Source organism: Blautia sp. Marseille-P3201T (genome assembly GCF_900120295.1).
In the GTDB taxonomy this organism is placed as follows: domain Bacteria; phylum Bacillota; class Clostridia; order Lachnospirales; family Lachnospiraceae; genus Blautia.
In genome coordinates this window covers 467,307-481,595 of record NZ_LT635469.1, presented here as the reverse complement: position 1 = coordinate 481,595, position 14,289 = coordinate 467,307, and the positions used below count along the sequence as shown (strand labels likewise).

Annotated in this window: 20 protein-coding genes; all 20 read right to left on the bottom strand. The window is 39.5% G+C overall.

Features of this window, described 5'->3' with window-relative positions; genetic code table 11:
• Positions 1-87: 87 nt before the first annotated feature.
• Positions 88-387, bottom strand: coding sequence for a 50S ribosomal protein L23 (gene rplW, locus BQ7352_RS07235; RefSeq protein ID WP_003022812.1), 300 nt, complete (start codon positions 385-387; stop codon positions 88-90).
• The gene (rplD, locus tag BQ7352_RS07230) at positions 387-1,007 is read right to left on the bottom strand and encodes a 50S ribosomal protein L4 (RefSeq protein WP_003022816.1); all 621 of its coding nucleotides are present in this window, start codon (positions 1,005-1,007) and stop codon (positions 387-389) included. Before rplD ends, rplW begins: the two co-directional genes overlap by 1 nt.
• A gap of 29 nt (positions 1,008-1,036) precedes the next feature.
• Positions 1,037-1,666, bottom strand: coding sequence for a 50S ribosomal protein L3 (rplC, locus tag BQ7352_RS07225; RefSeq protein WP_072448230.1), 630 nt, complete (start codon positions 1,664-1,666; stop codon positions 1,037-1,039).
• 144 nt (positions 1,667-1,810) lie between these two features.
• Positions 1,811-2,128, bottom strand: coding sequence for a 30S ribosomal protein S10 (rpsJ, locus tag BQ7352_RS07220; RefSeq protein ID WP_003022820.1), 318 nt, complete (start codon positions 2,126-2,128; stop codon positions 1,811-1,813).
• Between the two features lie 489 nt (positions 2,129-2,617).
• A complete protein-coding gene (locus BQ7352_RS14545; RefSeq protein WP_072448229.1) occupies positions 2,618-3,841 on the bottom strand; it encodes a hypothetical protein in 1,224 nt (407 codons plus the stop codon).
• Between the two features lie 93 nt (positions 3,842-3,934).
• Positions 3,935-5,308: an aminopeptidase gene (locus BQ7352_RS07210; protein ID WP_072448228.1), complete on the bottom strand. Its 1,374-nt coding sequence runs from the start codon at positions 5,306-5,308 to the stop codon at positions 3,935-3,937.
• 202 nt (positions 5,309-5,510) lie between these two features.
• The gene (locus BQ7352_RS07205; protein ID WP_072448227.1) at positions 5,511-5,774 is read right to left on the bottom strand and encodes an HPr family phosphocarrier protein; all 264 of its coding nucleotides are present in this window, start codon (positions 5,772-5,774) and stop codon (positions 5,511-5,513) included.
• On the bottom strand, positions 5,771-6,730 hold the full coding sequence (gene whiA, locus BQ7352_RS07200; RefSeq protein ID WP_072448225.1) for a DNA-binding protein WhiA: 960 nt from the start codon (positions 6,728-6,730) through the stop codon (positions 5,771-5,773). Before whiA ends, BQ7352_RS07205 begins: the two co-directional genes overlap by 4 nt.
• A complete protein-coding gene (rapZ, locus tag BQ7352_RS07195) occupies positions 6,709-7,599 on the bottom strand; it encodes an RNase adapter RapZ (RefSeq protein ID WP_072448224.1) in 891 nt (296 codons plus the stop codon). The genes whiA and rapZ overlap by 22 nt, the downstream gene beginning before the upstream one ends.
• Before the next feature lie 8 nt (positions 7,600-7,607).
• Positions 7,608-8,522, bottom strand: a complete 915-nt coding sequence (gene murB / locus BQ7352_RS07190; protein ID WP_072448223.1) for a UDP-N-acetylmuramate dehydrogenase — start codon at positions 8,520-8,522, stop codon at positions 7,608-7,610.
• Positions 8,523-8,533: 11 nt separating this feature from the next.
• A complete protein-coding gene (locus tag BQ7352_RS07185) occupies positions 8,534-9,268 on the bottom strand; it encodes a tRNA threonylcarbamoyladenosine dehydratase (RefSeq protein ID WP_072448222.1) in 735 nt (244 codons plus the stop codon).
• Between the two features lie 183 nt (positions 9,269-9,451).
• Entirely contained in the window at positions 9,452-9,808 is a 357-nt protein-coding gene (gene spoVAE / locus BQ7352_RS07180; protein ID WP_072448221.1) for a stage V sporulation protein AE, read from the bottom strand.
• A gap of 11 nt (positions 9,809-9,819) precedes the next feature.
• Positions 9,820-10,833 (bottom strand): stage V sporulation protein AD, encoded by a 1,014-nt coding sequence (locus BQ7352_RS07175; protein ID WP_072448219.1) that lies wholly within the window; start codon positions 10,831-10,833, stop codon positions 9,820-9,822.
• The gene (locus tag BQ7352_RS07170) at positions 10,833-11,279 is read right to left on the bottom strand and encodes a SpoVA/SpoVAEb family sporulation membrane protein (protein WP_072448664.1); all 447 of its coding nucleotides are present in this window, start codon (positions 11,277-11,279) and stop codon (positions 10,833-10,835) included. Before BQ7352_RS07170 ends, BQ7352_RS07175 begins: the two co-directional genes overlap by 1 nt.
• A gap of 85 nt (positions 11,280-11,364) precedes the next feature.
• Positions 11,365-11,784 carry a stage V sporulation protein AB gene (locus tag BQ7352_RS07165; RefSeq protein WP_072448217.1) on the bottom strand — a complete coding sequence of 140 codons (420 nt, stop codon included), beginning with the start codon at positions 11,782-11,784 and terminating at the stop codon, positions 11,365-11,367.
• Positions 11,784-12,416 carry a stage V sporulation protein AA gene (locus tag BQ7352_RS07160; RefSeq protein ID WP_072448215.1) on the bottom strand — a complete coding sequence of 211 codons (633 nt, stop codon included), beginning with the start codon at positions 12,414-12,416 and terminating at the stop codon, positions 11,784-11,786. The genes BQ7352_RS07165 and BQ7352_RS07160 overlap by 1 nt, the downstream gene beginning before the upstream one ends.
• 49 nt (positions 12,417-12,465) lie before the next feature.
• On the bottom strand, positions 12,466-13,179 hold the full coding sequence (locus tag BQ7352_RS07155) for a SigF/SigG family RNA polymerase sporulation sigma factor (protein ID WP_072448213.1): 714 nt from the start codon (positions 13,177-13,179) through the stop codon (positions 12,466-12,468).
• 9 nt (positions 13,180-13,188) lie between these two features.
• Positions 13,189-13,632 (bottom strand): anti-sigma F factor, encoded by a 444-nt coding sequence (gene spoIIAB, locus BQ7352_RS07150; protein ID WP_072448211.1) that lies wholly within the window; start codon positions 13,630-13,632, stop codon positions 13,189-13,191.
• Between the two features lie 10 nt (positions 13,633-13,642).
• Positions 13,643-13,978 (bottom strand): STAS domain-containing protein, encoded by a 336-nt coding sequence (locus BQ7352_RS07145; protein WP_072448209.1) that lies wholly within the window; start codon positions 13,976-13,978, stop codon positions 13,643-13,645.
• Between the two features lie 104 nt (positions 13,979-14,082).
• Positions 14,083-14,283: a hypothetical protein gene (locus BQ7352_RS07140; protein WP_143143384.1), complete on the bottom strand. Its 201-nt coding sequence runs from the start codon at positions 14,281-14,283 to the stop codon at positions 14,083-14,085.
• Positions 14,284-14,289 lie beyond the last annotated feature (6 nt).

Genomic DNA, 14,289 nt, shown 5'->3' with positions numbered 1-14,289 from the left:
CTTTCGCTCACGCTCATCCTCATTAAGGTTCGTGAACGGGGTCCGACTAAGGCTCATCTATCGCCTTCGGCTCTGTTTCGCCAAGTCTTATAACCCCTCAAAGATTTCAATATCTTTGCTATCTTCTGTTAATGTAACGATAGCTTTCTTTGTTTTCGCTGTTTTACCAAAAGTCATACCGCGTCTTTTTGTTTTTCCGTCTAAGTTCATTGTGTTAACGCTTTTTACTTTTGTTCCTTCAAACATTTTTTCAACAGCTTCTTTGATCATTGTTTTGTTTGCTTCAGTGTGAACTAAGAAAGTATATTTTTTCTCGCCCATAGCAGCCATACTTTTTTCAGTTACAACTGGTTTCAGGATTACATCATAATACTTTACATTTGCCATTATGCGTATACCTCCTCAATTGCTGCAGCAGAAGCTTTTGTTAAGATTACTGTGTTGTATTTCAGAACATCGTATACATTGATTGTATTTGGTAATGCTGTAACAACATCAGGGATGTTTCTTGTAGATAATACTACGTTTGCATCATTGTCAGCTAAAACAACTAATGCTTTAGAAACATTTAAGTTATTTAAAACATTCTGCATTGCTTTTGTTTTTACTTCGTCTAATTTCAGTTCATCAAGAACGATAAGCTTGTTTTCCTGTACTCTGCTTGTAAGAACAGATTTTAAAGCTGCACGTCTTTCTTTTTTGTTCATTTTCAGAGAGTAATCTCTTGGTGTTGGTGCGAACACAACTCCACCACCAGCCCACTGTGGAGATCTTGTTGAACCCTGTCTTGCATGACCAGTTCCTTTCTGTCTCCAAGGTTTTCTTCCGCCACCGGAAACTTCAGAACGTGTTTTTGCTTTCTGTGTTCCCTGACGATTATTTGCAAGCTGACGAACAACAGCTAAATGTACTAAGTGATCGTTGATTTCAACACCGAACACAGCATCGTTCAATTCCATTGTTCCAACTTCTTTGCCTTCCATATTATAAACAGATACGTTTGCCATTTTATGTGGTCCTCCTTTCCAACGAAAACTTATTTACCGCATTTAACTGTTTCTTTGATTGTAACTAAGGATTTTTTAGGTCCTGGTACTGCACCTTTAACTAACAGTAAGTTGTTTTCAGCATCAACTCTTACAACTTCTAAGTTCTGAACAGTTACTCTTACATGTCCCATATGTCCTGGCATTCTTTTTCCTTTGAATACTTTAGAAGGATCAGAACAAGCACCGTTTGAACCTGCATGGCGATGGTATTTAGAACCGTGAGCCATAGGTCCTCTGGACTGTCCATGTCTTTTGATAGCGCCCTGAAATCCTTTACCTTTGCTTGTTGCAGTAACATCGATTTTGTCACCTGCCGCAAAGATATCAGCTTTGATTTCCTGTCCTAATGTGTATTCGCCTTCTAATTTTAATTCTCTGACAAATCTCTTGCAGGAAACACCAGCTTTTTCAAAGTGTCCTTTCATTGGTTTGTTGACAATGTTTTCTCTCTTGTCGCCAAATCCAACCTGTACTGCTTCGTAACCGTCATTGTCCTGTGTCTTTACCTGTGTTACTACACAAGGTCCAGCCTGCAATACAGTTACTGGAGTTAAAACTCCGTCTTCGTTGAAGATTTGAGTCATTCCGACTTTAGTAGCTAAGATTGCTTTCTTCATTCTTTTTACCTCCTGTGAATCTACAGCGGATTACACTGTGATGTGCAATCATCCTAGACAAACAGTTAACATAAGTGGATGCTTAAAGCATTGCTTCTATATCAACCTTGTAAGGATAATCTCTCTTAACCTTAAACAGAATAATTATTTCTGTTTCATTTTGATATCAATGTAAACACCAGCTGGCATTTCAAGACGTGCCAGAGCGTCAACAGTTTTCTGTGTTGGTGCAATGATATCGATCAGTCTTTTGTGAGTTCTCTGTTCGAACTGTTCTCTGGAGTCTTTATATTTGTGAACTGCACGTAAGATTGTTACTACTTCTTTCTTTGTAGGAAGTGGTACCGGTCCACTAACAGTTGCTCCATTCTTTTTAACAGTTTCGATAATTTTGCCTGCTGACGCATCTACTAACTGATGGTCATAAGCTTTCAAAGTGATTCTCATTACTTGACTTGCCATAAAAAAAGTCTCCTCCTTTTCGCACTTTTAATTAGTACGACAAGCGGCGACTGTACACATTCCCGTGTGTGTCATCTCAAAACTGCACACACTCCCACCCTTAGTGGTAAGTCTTTAGATGTAATACAGTGACTTGTCGTCAGTTTCCTAACTTGACATTCGCTCCGTGGAAAACCTGCCAAAGGCAGCAACCTCACACTTCATAGCTATCATGTCACAGCACAAGTAAGTATAATGGAAGTTTTTCCATATTGCAAGTGTTTTTTACAATTCTTTTTGTATTTTTTTGTATTTTTTTCAATACATTATTTTTCTGGTAAAATACATTCCATTCTCCGCCTGCATAGGGTGACAAAGTGATAATTTCATTTCCGCGAGCTGCGCATCCTTGCGGAGCATTTTTTATTTCATAAGATGCAATTTCCTATGAAATAAAAAAACACTATATCAACAATGCCATGCATTATCAATATAGCGTTTCTTTCCTGCTTATAATAGATCAGAATAATCAAGAAGTGTTACATCGTTTTCTTCATCCTTCTTAACCTCAGGCTGTTCACCTATAGCTGCTGCTTTTGCCAATAACTCTTCCACACTTGGTGTCTTCGGAACTGCATCGGCATTTACAGGAGGCTCTTCCACTTCTTCCATTTCAATTTCTTCTGGTTCTGTTTCTTCTATTATTATAGTATCTCCAGTATCATCTGCAACACTGTTTTCCGAAGCATCGATTTCCTCTTCCTCTTCGATTTCAGCTTCTTGTACAGCCTTTTCCAGTTCTTCAGCATCAGGCATGACCATCGTTGCATCAGGAACGTTCTCCGGTTCACTCACTTGTGCAACCCCGGATGCTATAGAAGACATTGCATCTTTCATTGCTTCATCAAACCCTTGAATTTCCTGTACTGTTTCAGAAGGTGTATTTTCCGGCTGGAACATTTCTTGCGGTTCTTCTATTTCATCCTCTTCTTCATCTTCTTCCAGAAGTCCCTTTTTCGCTAATTTACGTCTCCGCTTTTCTTCTTTTTTCAAACGTCGACGTTCCTTGGCGCTTAATTCCGGCTCATCATCTTCCTCGTCGTCTTCGTCTTCCTCTTCATCCTCATACTCAGCTTCTTTTTGACGGCGTTTCTCCTCTTTCTTCAAACGACGGCGTTCCCAATATCCCGGTTCATCATCTTCCTCGTCGTCCTCATCGTCTTCTTCGTATTCTTCTTCATCCTCTTCATCTTCTTCATCATCACCTCTGCGAAGAACTTCTGAGAGAACAAATAAAATAATCAGAAGAACAATTACCGCTCCCACAACCATTAAGCCGGTTTTACTCTGCAGGGCAATCGCTGCATATCCGATTAGTGGAATGGCTATCACTTCCTTAGATACTTTTTCCTGCAGCATAATGCTTTCTGTATCACTATTCTTATTATATACATCCTTTACCGTATAAGCACCTGCTGTTGTATCCATATCCTGAATTTCATATACGTACTGTGCTGAACCTTCCATATAAATAATTTTATCTTTCTTATCCAGCTCTTTTACATCAATTTGTTTGCCATACGCAACTGTTCCCACAGGAAGATTTGTTTCTATATTTGAGTTATCATTTATAACAGTATCCACACCTAACAAAGGAGGCACCAAAAGAGCCGCCGCTACGACTATGGATAAGAGAACCACCAGGTTCACAATGAATTTTAATACTTTTGACATTTGTGTACTCCTTACTTTACAGCTTCGCCGCATAGTTTCATAATATATTTATATTAACATCTTTTAGCGAAGATGTATAGAGCAAATTTATATTTACATATCTTTCAGAAATGCACAATAACCTCTATATGCTTCATAAATATCCACTTTACTTGCAATTTCCCATGGCGCATGCATATTTAATACCGGTACACCACAATCAATTACTTCCATATTATAGTTTGCAAGAATATAAGCGATTGTTCCGCCGCCGCCCTGGTCTACTTTTCCAAGCTCTGCTGTCTGGAATGCCACATGATTGTCATCCATAACTTTACGCAGTTTTGCTATGTATTCCGGATTTGCATCATTAGATCCGCTTTTTCCTCTGGAACCTGTATATTTATTAAACGTAATTCCATGTCCTAAGTACGCACAGTTTTTCTTTTCCATTACTTCCGGGAAATTTGGATCAAATCCGGCGCTTACATCAGAAGACAGCATCATAGAATTTTTCAGTGCTCTGCGTAAAAGCAGTTCGCTATACTGATTTGCCGCATGCATTACTTCAGCAGTAACATTTTCAAAGAAACGTGACTGCATTCCGGTTGCTCCTACACTTCCGATTTCTTCTTTATCTACCAAAAGACACACTGCTGTATATTTTACTTTATCCTGTGCCAGCATTGCTTCAAAGGATGGATATGCACAAACTCTGTCATCATGTCCGTATCCCATAATCATACTTCTGTCAAATCCATAATCTCTGGCTTTTCCTGCAGGAACAACTTCAAATTCTGCAGAAAGAAAATCTTCTTCTTCCATATCATATTTTTCTTTTAAAATCTGAAGAATTTGTGCTTTTACAGGCTCTTCTTCCTCGCCGGAAAGAGGAATGCTTCCTACCAGCACATTGAGATTTTCTCCTTCAACCACTTCTGCTGCCGGTTTCTGAAGCTGTTTGGCAGAAAGATGGATTAACAAATCAGAAATACCGAAAACAGGGTCTGTTTCTTCTTCACCAATCACAACCTGAACCATCTGTCCGTCTTTCTTAGCAACAACACCATGTAATGCCAACGGAATTGTTACCCACTGATATTTTTTTACACCACCATAATAATGTGTATCTAAAAGAGCCAGCTCCTGATCTTCGTACAACGGATTTTGTTTTAAATCAATACGAGGAGAGTCCACATGAGCGCCTAAAATTCTCATGCCCTTTTCCATAGGTTCTTCACCGATAATATACATCGCCAGAGTTTTATCCATGTTATTGGCATATACTTTATCTCCTGCCTGCAAGGTTTCTTTATTTGCAATGATATCGTCAAGGTTACGGTAACCTGCTGCCTTTGCCTGAGAAATCATTTCTGAAATGCACTCACGCTCTGTCTTGCAGTTGCTGATAAAAGCTTTATACTTTTCGTTAAACTGAAATACCTCTGTTGTATCTGTATACTTTTTCCACGCATTTTCTGTTTTCATGTCTAAAAACCTCCTGTTCTTTCATCTTTCTCGATTTTACTACATCTTTGTTCCAATTGCAAGATAGCTTGCCTCTATTCACCATAATGCAATCCTTGCGGAGCGTTTTTATTGTATAGGACGCAATTTCCTATGCAATAAAAAAGGAGACGCAGCTCCATGCCACATCTCCCTCTTTATTTTCTTTTTCGGTATGCAGAGCTTATATTTCTTCTTTTTTACTCAAGTATTCTTCAATACTTTTCATGGCTTCTTCTTCATCCACGCCATCGACAGAAACTGTTATACTCTCACCAACGTCCAATCCCAAACTCATCATTCCCATAATGCTCTTTGCATTTACTTTTTTTGCTTCGCTCTCTAAATAAATGTTGCTGGCATACTGACTTGCCACCTGTACGAGCATTGCGATTGGTCTTGCTTCAAGACCGTTTGAAATCCCGATGGTAATTGGTTTCCTAATCATACCTGTTCCTCCTTGAATCCTCTGAGCTGTTCTGCTATGCTGCAAATTTTCCTTAATCTGTGGTTAATACCCGACTTGCCTACCGGGGCAGACAGTAAACTGCCTAATTCTTTTAAGGATGCCTGCGGATATTCCAATCTCAATAAAGCTGTTTCCTCCAGATTTTCAGGCAGTCTGTGAAGCCCTACAGTGTCACGGATATATATAATATCGTCCATCTGCTTCACCGCTGCATTTACAGTTTTATTAATATTTGCTGTTTCGCAGTTTACCTTTCTGTTTACAGTATTTCGCATCCCCTTTAATATCCGGACATTTTCCAAATTCATCAGAGATACCCCTGCTCCCATAAGACCTAAAAGTTCTACGATTTGTGCTCCTTCCTTCACATAAACAACTTCATACTTTTTTCGCTTTACAATTTTGGCATCAATGCCAAATGATTGTATAAGCTCCTGCATCTGTCGTGCCTTTTCCTGTGTTGTACAGACCACCTCGAAATGATAAAACTTTTCGGGGTCGCTAATAGAGCCGGCACATAAAAATGCACCCCTTAGAAATGCACGTTTACAGCAGCTCCTTTGAATGATGATGGGATTGACCAGAGCATTTGTCGTTACAGGTCTTCGGTCAGCGCTAAGCAGTTTTACCGCTTGCAAGATTTTAACGGTCAATTCTGTATCATCTATGTTAATAGTAAATCTGTTGTTTTTCCTGACGATCTGTCTATCAGTAGAAACTTTGACTTCCATTGTAAACGTTTTTTCCAGTAATGTAAAGACTTTTCTAAGAATACTTTCATTTTCCGAAGATATCGAAAGGATTAACCGTCCTTGTGGCATGGGCATAATTTCTCCATGAAAAGCAATCATGGCAGCCAGTTCTGCGATACAGCAATGCCTTGCACTGTCCTCATAGCGAAGTAATTCTTCCTTTACACTTCCGGAGAAAGACATTTTTTCCCATCCTTTTCTATATCTCTATGTTCTACACGAATTCCATATTCTTCATTTTCGCCTAATCTTCGGTAAAGCTCATTTGCAAGAGTTACAGAACGATGTTTCCCGCCGGTACAGCCTACAGCAATTACCAACTGTGTTTTCCCCTCTGTAATATAATTGGGAATTAAAAAGCGGATCATTTCTTCCAGCTTATCTGAAAACTCGTGAGCCAGATCAAAGCTCATAACATAATCACTGACAGGAGAGTCATTTCCGCTTAAAGGACGCAGTTCCTCAATATAATAAGGATTTGGCAAAAATCTCACATCAAATACCAGGTCCGCATCCTGAGGAATACCATACTTAAAACCAAAGGACAGCACTGTAACCATAAGGTTTTTAAAGCTTCCGTTTTCCACAAAAATCTTTTCCAGCTCAACCTTCAGCTCTCTTGTCAAAAGTTTGCTGGTATCCAAAATATAATCTGCATATTCTTTTAAAAAACGCAGTTTTTCTCTTTCTTTACGAATTCCGTCATCTACCCTGCTGCCGGCTGCCAGAGGATGATTTCGTCTGCTCTCTTTATATCGTCTTACCAGAACATCATCATCTGCATCTAAAAACAGAATTTCAATTCCCACTCCTGAAAAATTAATATTTTCAAGCACTGTTTCCAATTCATCTAATGCTTTTCCGTTACGAATGTCCACACCTACTGCAACTTTCTCAATTTCTCCTGATCCGCCTTCTCTTAAAAGCTGCACAAATTTTTCAATTAACATAACCGGAAGATTATCTACACAAAAATATTCCATATCTTCCAGCATTTTAAGCGCTGTACTTTTTCCGGCACCTGACATTCCCGTCACAATTACAAACCGCATACTTCCTCCTAAAATTCTCCTAAAAACTTCACTTCAGGCTCTAAAGTAACGTGGAACTGCTCCTCTACTCTTTTCTGCACTTCCCTGATAAGTCCCAGAACATCGGCTGCAGTCGCATCACCCTTATTCACTACAAAACCACAATGTTTTTCCGAAATCTGTGCACCGCCTACAGAAAATCCGCGAAGCCCGGCATCCATAATCAATTTACCCGCAAAATATCCTTCCGGTCTTTTAAAGGTACTGCCTGCACTTGGCATATCTAAAGGCTGTTTTGTCACACGTCTTTCCTTCAAATCTTCCATAACTTTTCGTATTTCTTCTTTATCGCCCTTTTTCAGCTGTAAAACTACAGAAACTACCACATATCCCTTTTCCTTGACAATACTGGTTCTATATCCCAGCTTCATTTCCTCATTAGAAAGAGTCAACAGCTCACCTTCCTGAGTAAGAACTGTTACCTCTTTAATAATATTCTTCATCTCACCACCGTAAGCGCCTGCATTCATTACCGTTGCCCCACCAATGGTTCCCGGAATTCCAGATGCAAATTCCATACCTGTAAGGCCTTCCTCTAACGCTTCTGCAGCAATTTTTGAAAGAAGAGCCCCTGCCTTCACAATAATCGTGGTTCCTTTTACTGTAATATCACTAAAGTTCTTCCACAACTGGATTACTGCACCTCGATATCCTTTATCACTTACCAGAAGATTGCTTCCATTTCCCAAAATAAAGAATTCTATTTTCTTTTCCTTGCATATCTGAAGAATTTTTTGCAGTTCCTCAATGCTGTGAGGGCAAAGATAATAATCTGCCGGGCCTCCAATTCGAAAAGTAGTATGTTTTTTCATCGGCTCATGCAATCTGACATTATCACTGCCTAAAGTAGCGCAAAATATATTCTCTATGCTGTTATTTTCCATGCTTATACCTCTTATCCTCTTTTACCCTTTCCAAAAACCAAATCCTTGATAACTTCTCCGGCTATCATAAGTCCTGCCACGCCTGGTACAAAAGACACACTGGCCGGAACAGGCCGCTTGCTTGCACTTCTTACCTCCACCGGTTCCCCTTTTTTCGCCTTATGTACTGTTTCTGTCGAAAATAAAACTTTTACTTTTTTAATCTTTCTCTTTTTCAGTTCTGTACGCATCACCTTTGCAAGAGGGCATACACTTGTCTTTGATATATCTGCAATTTGAAAACAGGATGGATTTAATTTATTTCCGGTTCCCATACAGGAAATCACCGGTATATTTGCTTCCTTTGCTTTCTCTATCAGAAGCAGCTTTGCAGAAACTGTATCAACCGCATCCACAATATAATCATATCCCGAAAAATCAAATAGCTGTGCTGTATCTGCATTAAAAAAGGTATCATAAGTATGTACTACCGCATCCTGATTAATATCCATAATTCTATCCTTTGCCACGGATACCTTTTTTCTGCCCATGGTTGAACGAAGAGCAACCAACTGTCTGTTAAGATTTGTCAGGCTCACTTCATCATGGTCTACCAAAGTCAGGTTTCCTACCCCTGCCCTTGCCAACGCTTCTACCACATAAGAGCCTACCCCTCCAATGCCAAAAACCGCAACTTTGGAATTGGCAAGTATCTGAAGTCCTTCTTTTCCTAATAGTTCTTCTGAACGTGAGAATGCATGCAGCATTTTCCGTTTCCTCCTGTTACTACATTTTTTATAAATTATTAAATAAAATGCAGTGTACTGTATCACTCACATTTTGTCAATTGACCAGCAGAATGATACAATACACAATTCATACAAAACTTTTATTTTCATAATTTAAGCTAAACACTATCATTATACTATTGATTAACTAAAAAGTATAGCTTAGTTTTTCATCTTTGGTTTAAAAATCAGACTGGCAAGATAGGAAAAAATCAACGCAGCCGCAATTCCCACTGCGCTTGCAGTAAATCCACCCATGAAAATCCCCAAAAAACCATGTTCCAGAACTGCCTTTTTCACGCCATTAAAAAGTGTATTTCCAAATCCCAGCAAAGGCACACTTGCCCCTGCTCCTGCAAATTCAATAATTTTATCATAAACTCCAAAACTTCCCAGTACTGCTCCAGCACACACCAGCAAAACCATTACTCTTCCCGGAAGCAATTTTGTTTTTTCCAGGAGGATCTGTACCAAAGCGCAAATCAATCCTCCCACCCAAAACGCATTGATGTATTCCATAATTTCTTCTCCTAACAATGTTCAATAATCACCGCCTGCGCAATCCCCGGCACGCTTTTTCCCTCATTAAAACTGACCTTTGAAAGCAGCGCACCTGTAGGCACAAACAAAATACGCTTCCATTCCCCCTTTTCTATTTTAGGAAGAATATAGGCGGCAAAAGTAACTGCAGCACAGCCACAGCCGCTTCCTCCCGCATGGGTATCCTGCGTATTCTGGTCAAAAATTTCAATGCCGCAGTCCATATGCTGCTTTTCAATATCAAATCCCTTTTCTTTCATCAAATCAAAGAGAATTCTCTGACCTACTTCTCCTAAGTCTCCGGTAATAATTTTGTCATAATCTTCAGGAAGGCGATTAAAATCCATGAGATTTTGATAAATAGTATCGCAGGCAGCCGGTGCCATACAGGCTCCCATATTTAAAGAGTCTTTAAATCCATAGTCCACAATTTTCCCTGTTGTAATCCCTGCAATTCTCGCCTTTCCTCCTTTAGTCCCCAGGATGCAGGCACCGCTTCCCGTCACAGTCCATGTAGCAGATAAAGGACGTTGATTTCCATAACCTAAGGGAAAACGAAATTCTTTCTCTGCACTGCCAAAATGACTGGATGTAACAGCAGCTACATAAGGTGCATATCCCCCTGCAACTGCCATAGCAGAAAGCGAAAGTGCCTCTCCCATAGTAGAACATGCTCCATAAAGTCCATATATTGGAGTATGAAATCCCATAATTCCAAAAGAAGAAGCTATGGTCTGAGCTAATAAATCTCCTGCATAAATCATACGCAGCTGCCACTTTTCAAGCTCCGCTTTTTCAAGAGCCAGCGTAACCGCTTCTTTTTGCAGATTACTTTCTGCCTCCTCCCATGAAGTACATCCAAAAAGCCCATCTTCCTCTCCTACCTTATCGAAATACTTTCCAAGAGGTCCGTCTCCTTCTTTCTTTCCTACAACTGATGCCGCACTTAATATATGGGCGGCACGCTGAAACTGTATACTCTGTTTTCCTACAATCTGTTCCATCACACAATCCCCCATATATGCAAAAAATAATAAATCAGCCCCAACAGGGAAGAAGTTAAAATCCCATATAAAATAACAGGTCCTGCTATAGTAAAAATTTTACACCCAATGCCGAAAACCTGCCCCTCCTTTTGGTATTCAATAGCAGGCGCTGCCACAGAATTGGCAAATCCTGTAATCGGAACTAACGTTCCTGCCCCGCCCCACTTCGCCAATTTAGGATAAATATTAAATCCTGTCAGAAGCACACTGATTAAAACTAAAATCAACGAAGTCCAACTGCCGCTGATTTCTTTATCCAGTCCTATATTTTTACAAATATTTAAAATCAACTGTCCCAACGTACAAATCATTCCTCCGCTCACAAAAGCCCCTAACATATTTAAAAACAAATTATGCGTCGGTGTCTTTTCCTTTACATATTTTTCATATTGTTTTGCATCCATTTTCCATTCACCACCTTTAAGCCTATTATGCGGAGTATCTTCCAATCTTATGCAAACGGATTGAAACTTCTCCTTAAATATAGGCTCAACGTCCCATTGTCCAAAATTGGAAAAGGCTCCCCAGAGTTTTTCCGGCTGCAATGCAGATTACAATCCAGCCAATTCCTTTTTTCAACCCCAGCCTTCTTGCCATTACAGCGAATACATTAATAACTTCCACAAGGGCGATAATCCAGCAGCCTAAAAACATTCCGAAAAAAATCCCTGTCAAACCTGCAAAAACTTTCCCAAGTGGTACAGACAGATGATAAATATATACCAGATTTCCCAGAAAACTTCCCAGTATAAGGCAATTTTCATATAAGAAAATATGGTCCGCCGTATGCGTAATCCCAGCGAACCTTGGAATAATTCCCAACTCTATTATAAACGCCGCCAAAGCCACTGCCACTACTGCTCCGCCGCAGATACCTGCAATACCCGCCAGAATTTCTCCCTGCCACATTAAGATTTTTCCCCCTTCTGTGTTTTCCTGCTGCGATTTTTATCCGCAATAAGAGTTTTATTCACATCATCTTCATATAACCGCATCTGAACTTCCACCGGTGTTGGATCTTGCGTAAGCTTACCTTTCCCAAAATGGTTAAAGAAAAAGATAACACCAATTCCAATCCCCACAGAGTAAGTGAATTCTAAAATCGTAGGACCTGCAGCTATCTCCCCTGTAAACTGTGTATAAATTTTAGAAAATAAATTCGCTGTATCTACATCAGTATTAAAGGTCATAATAGAAAAAGCACCTCCAAAAAAAGTCAGCACGCAGACAAATAAAGTCTTTAACCAGCTATACCATTTTTGTTGATGCTTTGCTTTTTCATAAGTAACCACAAAATTTGCTTCTCCAATATGGGTTACATCTACATTAGGTTCTTCTTTTGCCACGGCATGGACTAAATCCACAGCTGAAATCACATATCTGCCCGGCGTCCCATTTGGAATGGAAAAAACTTTTCTTACTTTGTTCCTGTTTAAAACCTTATTATCACTGCACGTAAGTTTTGCCACATCCTGCAAATAAACTTCAGGACTTTGTACTTCTACATTTTTCTCTGTCTGTATATATAAGATTTCGCTCATCTGACAACCTCCTTACATTACTAAGGAGTATTATGTCCGAATTTCATCATTATATCCGTTCCCTCAGCGCTTTTAAAATTTTCTTTTCCAATCTGGAAACCTGTACCTGAGACATTCCCATTATCTGAGCAATACTGGTCTGTGTCTTTTCTCTGAAAAATCGCAGGTAAATCAGTTCTCTTTCCCTTGCATTCAGACTCCCCAGTATATCTTCTAAAAGAAGCTTGTCTAAAACTTCCTCCTGTTCATCTTTTTCATAAGGCAGTTTGTCCTCCAAAGCAATATCACTGCCATCACTTTGATAAATGGTTTTCTGTAAAGACTCTACCTGTGCCGAAGACTCCATTGCCATAATTAATTCTTCTTTTGATAAAGACAGTTCCTTTGCTATTTCCTCCGTAGATGGCTCCTGTCCTGTTTTCATTAATAATTCTTCCCTTACTGCATAAGCCTTTCCCGCTGCTTCCTTTAAAGACCGGCTTACCTTTACCATACCGTCATCTCTTAAAAAACGCTTAATTTCTCCTGTTATCATAGGCACTGCATACGTGGAAAATTTCACTTCATAGCTTAAATCAAATTTATCTATGGCCTTTAAAAGCCCGATACAGCCTATCTGTATCAAGTCCTCCAACTCAGCCCCCCTGTTTTGAAATCTTCTGGCAATACTATGTACCAGTCCCATATTTTTTTCTGTAAGTATATCTCTTGCGCTCTTATCTCCCTGGTGTGCACGCCCGATAAGGGCAAGGATATCATCCATACAGCCCTCCTACTCAAAGACATCTTTCTGTCTGCCTATTGTTTTTTTCATAGTTACAGTTGTTCCTTCTCCAAGCTTAGACTCTACCAAAACCTCATCCATAAATGCTTCCATAAATGCAAATCCCATTCCTGATCTGTCCTGCTCAGGTTTTGTAGTAAAAAGCGGCTGCATTGCCTGTTCTACGTCTTCTATCCCTTTTCCTTTATCCTGTACCAACACGGTCAATTCTCTCTGATGTCGTCTGCATTCTATCGTAATCATATCTGTTTCCCTCTGATATGCATGAACAATGCAATTTGTAATTGCCTCTGATACTGCCGTCTTAATATCTGCTACCTCTTCTAATGTAGGATTAAGCTGCGTAGTAAACGCAGCCACTGCAATTCTTGCCAGTCCTTCATTGCAAGAACGGCTCTCTACTTTCAGAACCATTTTGTTATCCCCGTTCATATTCTCCCCCTTATCTCATTCTATAATTCCATACCGGTTCCTGACTGATTTCAATATGTTTGTAAATACCGGAAAGCTGCATAATTTTTAAAACTCTGTCATTCACATGAATAGCAACAACTGTCCCTTTACTGTAACTTAGAATACGCTTTCTTCCCATTACCATCCCAATTCCTGAACTGTCCATAAAACTGGTTTCCGAAAAATCAAAAACCAGCTGCTTTATCAACCCCTTTTCCAGTTCCCTGTCAACCTGCGGCGTAATCTGCTCTGCAAAATGATGGTCTAACTCCTTTGGGACATACACAATCAACTGATTTCCACGCTTCTTAATTCTATCCTCCATCTTCACTGTCACCCTTTCATTTCAACTATTATACTTATATTTAATACTAAGATTTATTTACTACTATTTTGTATAGACAAATTCAACTAATGATTTAGAAATCTCTACGCTGTTTTGCATAAATAACTTATATCCATTTCCAGATGCAGGCTCAGTATTCCAATGGCAAACAATGCAGAATATTTTCGCAGTTTTTCGAGCATAATGGTATTTTGGGAACCGTGTCTGAGTGCGTCAGCACGAGTTTGGCGGACAAAATATCCATAAATGGTGCAGAAAAACAAGAAAATAACTGCGTTTGCCATGGAATA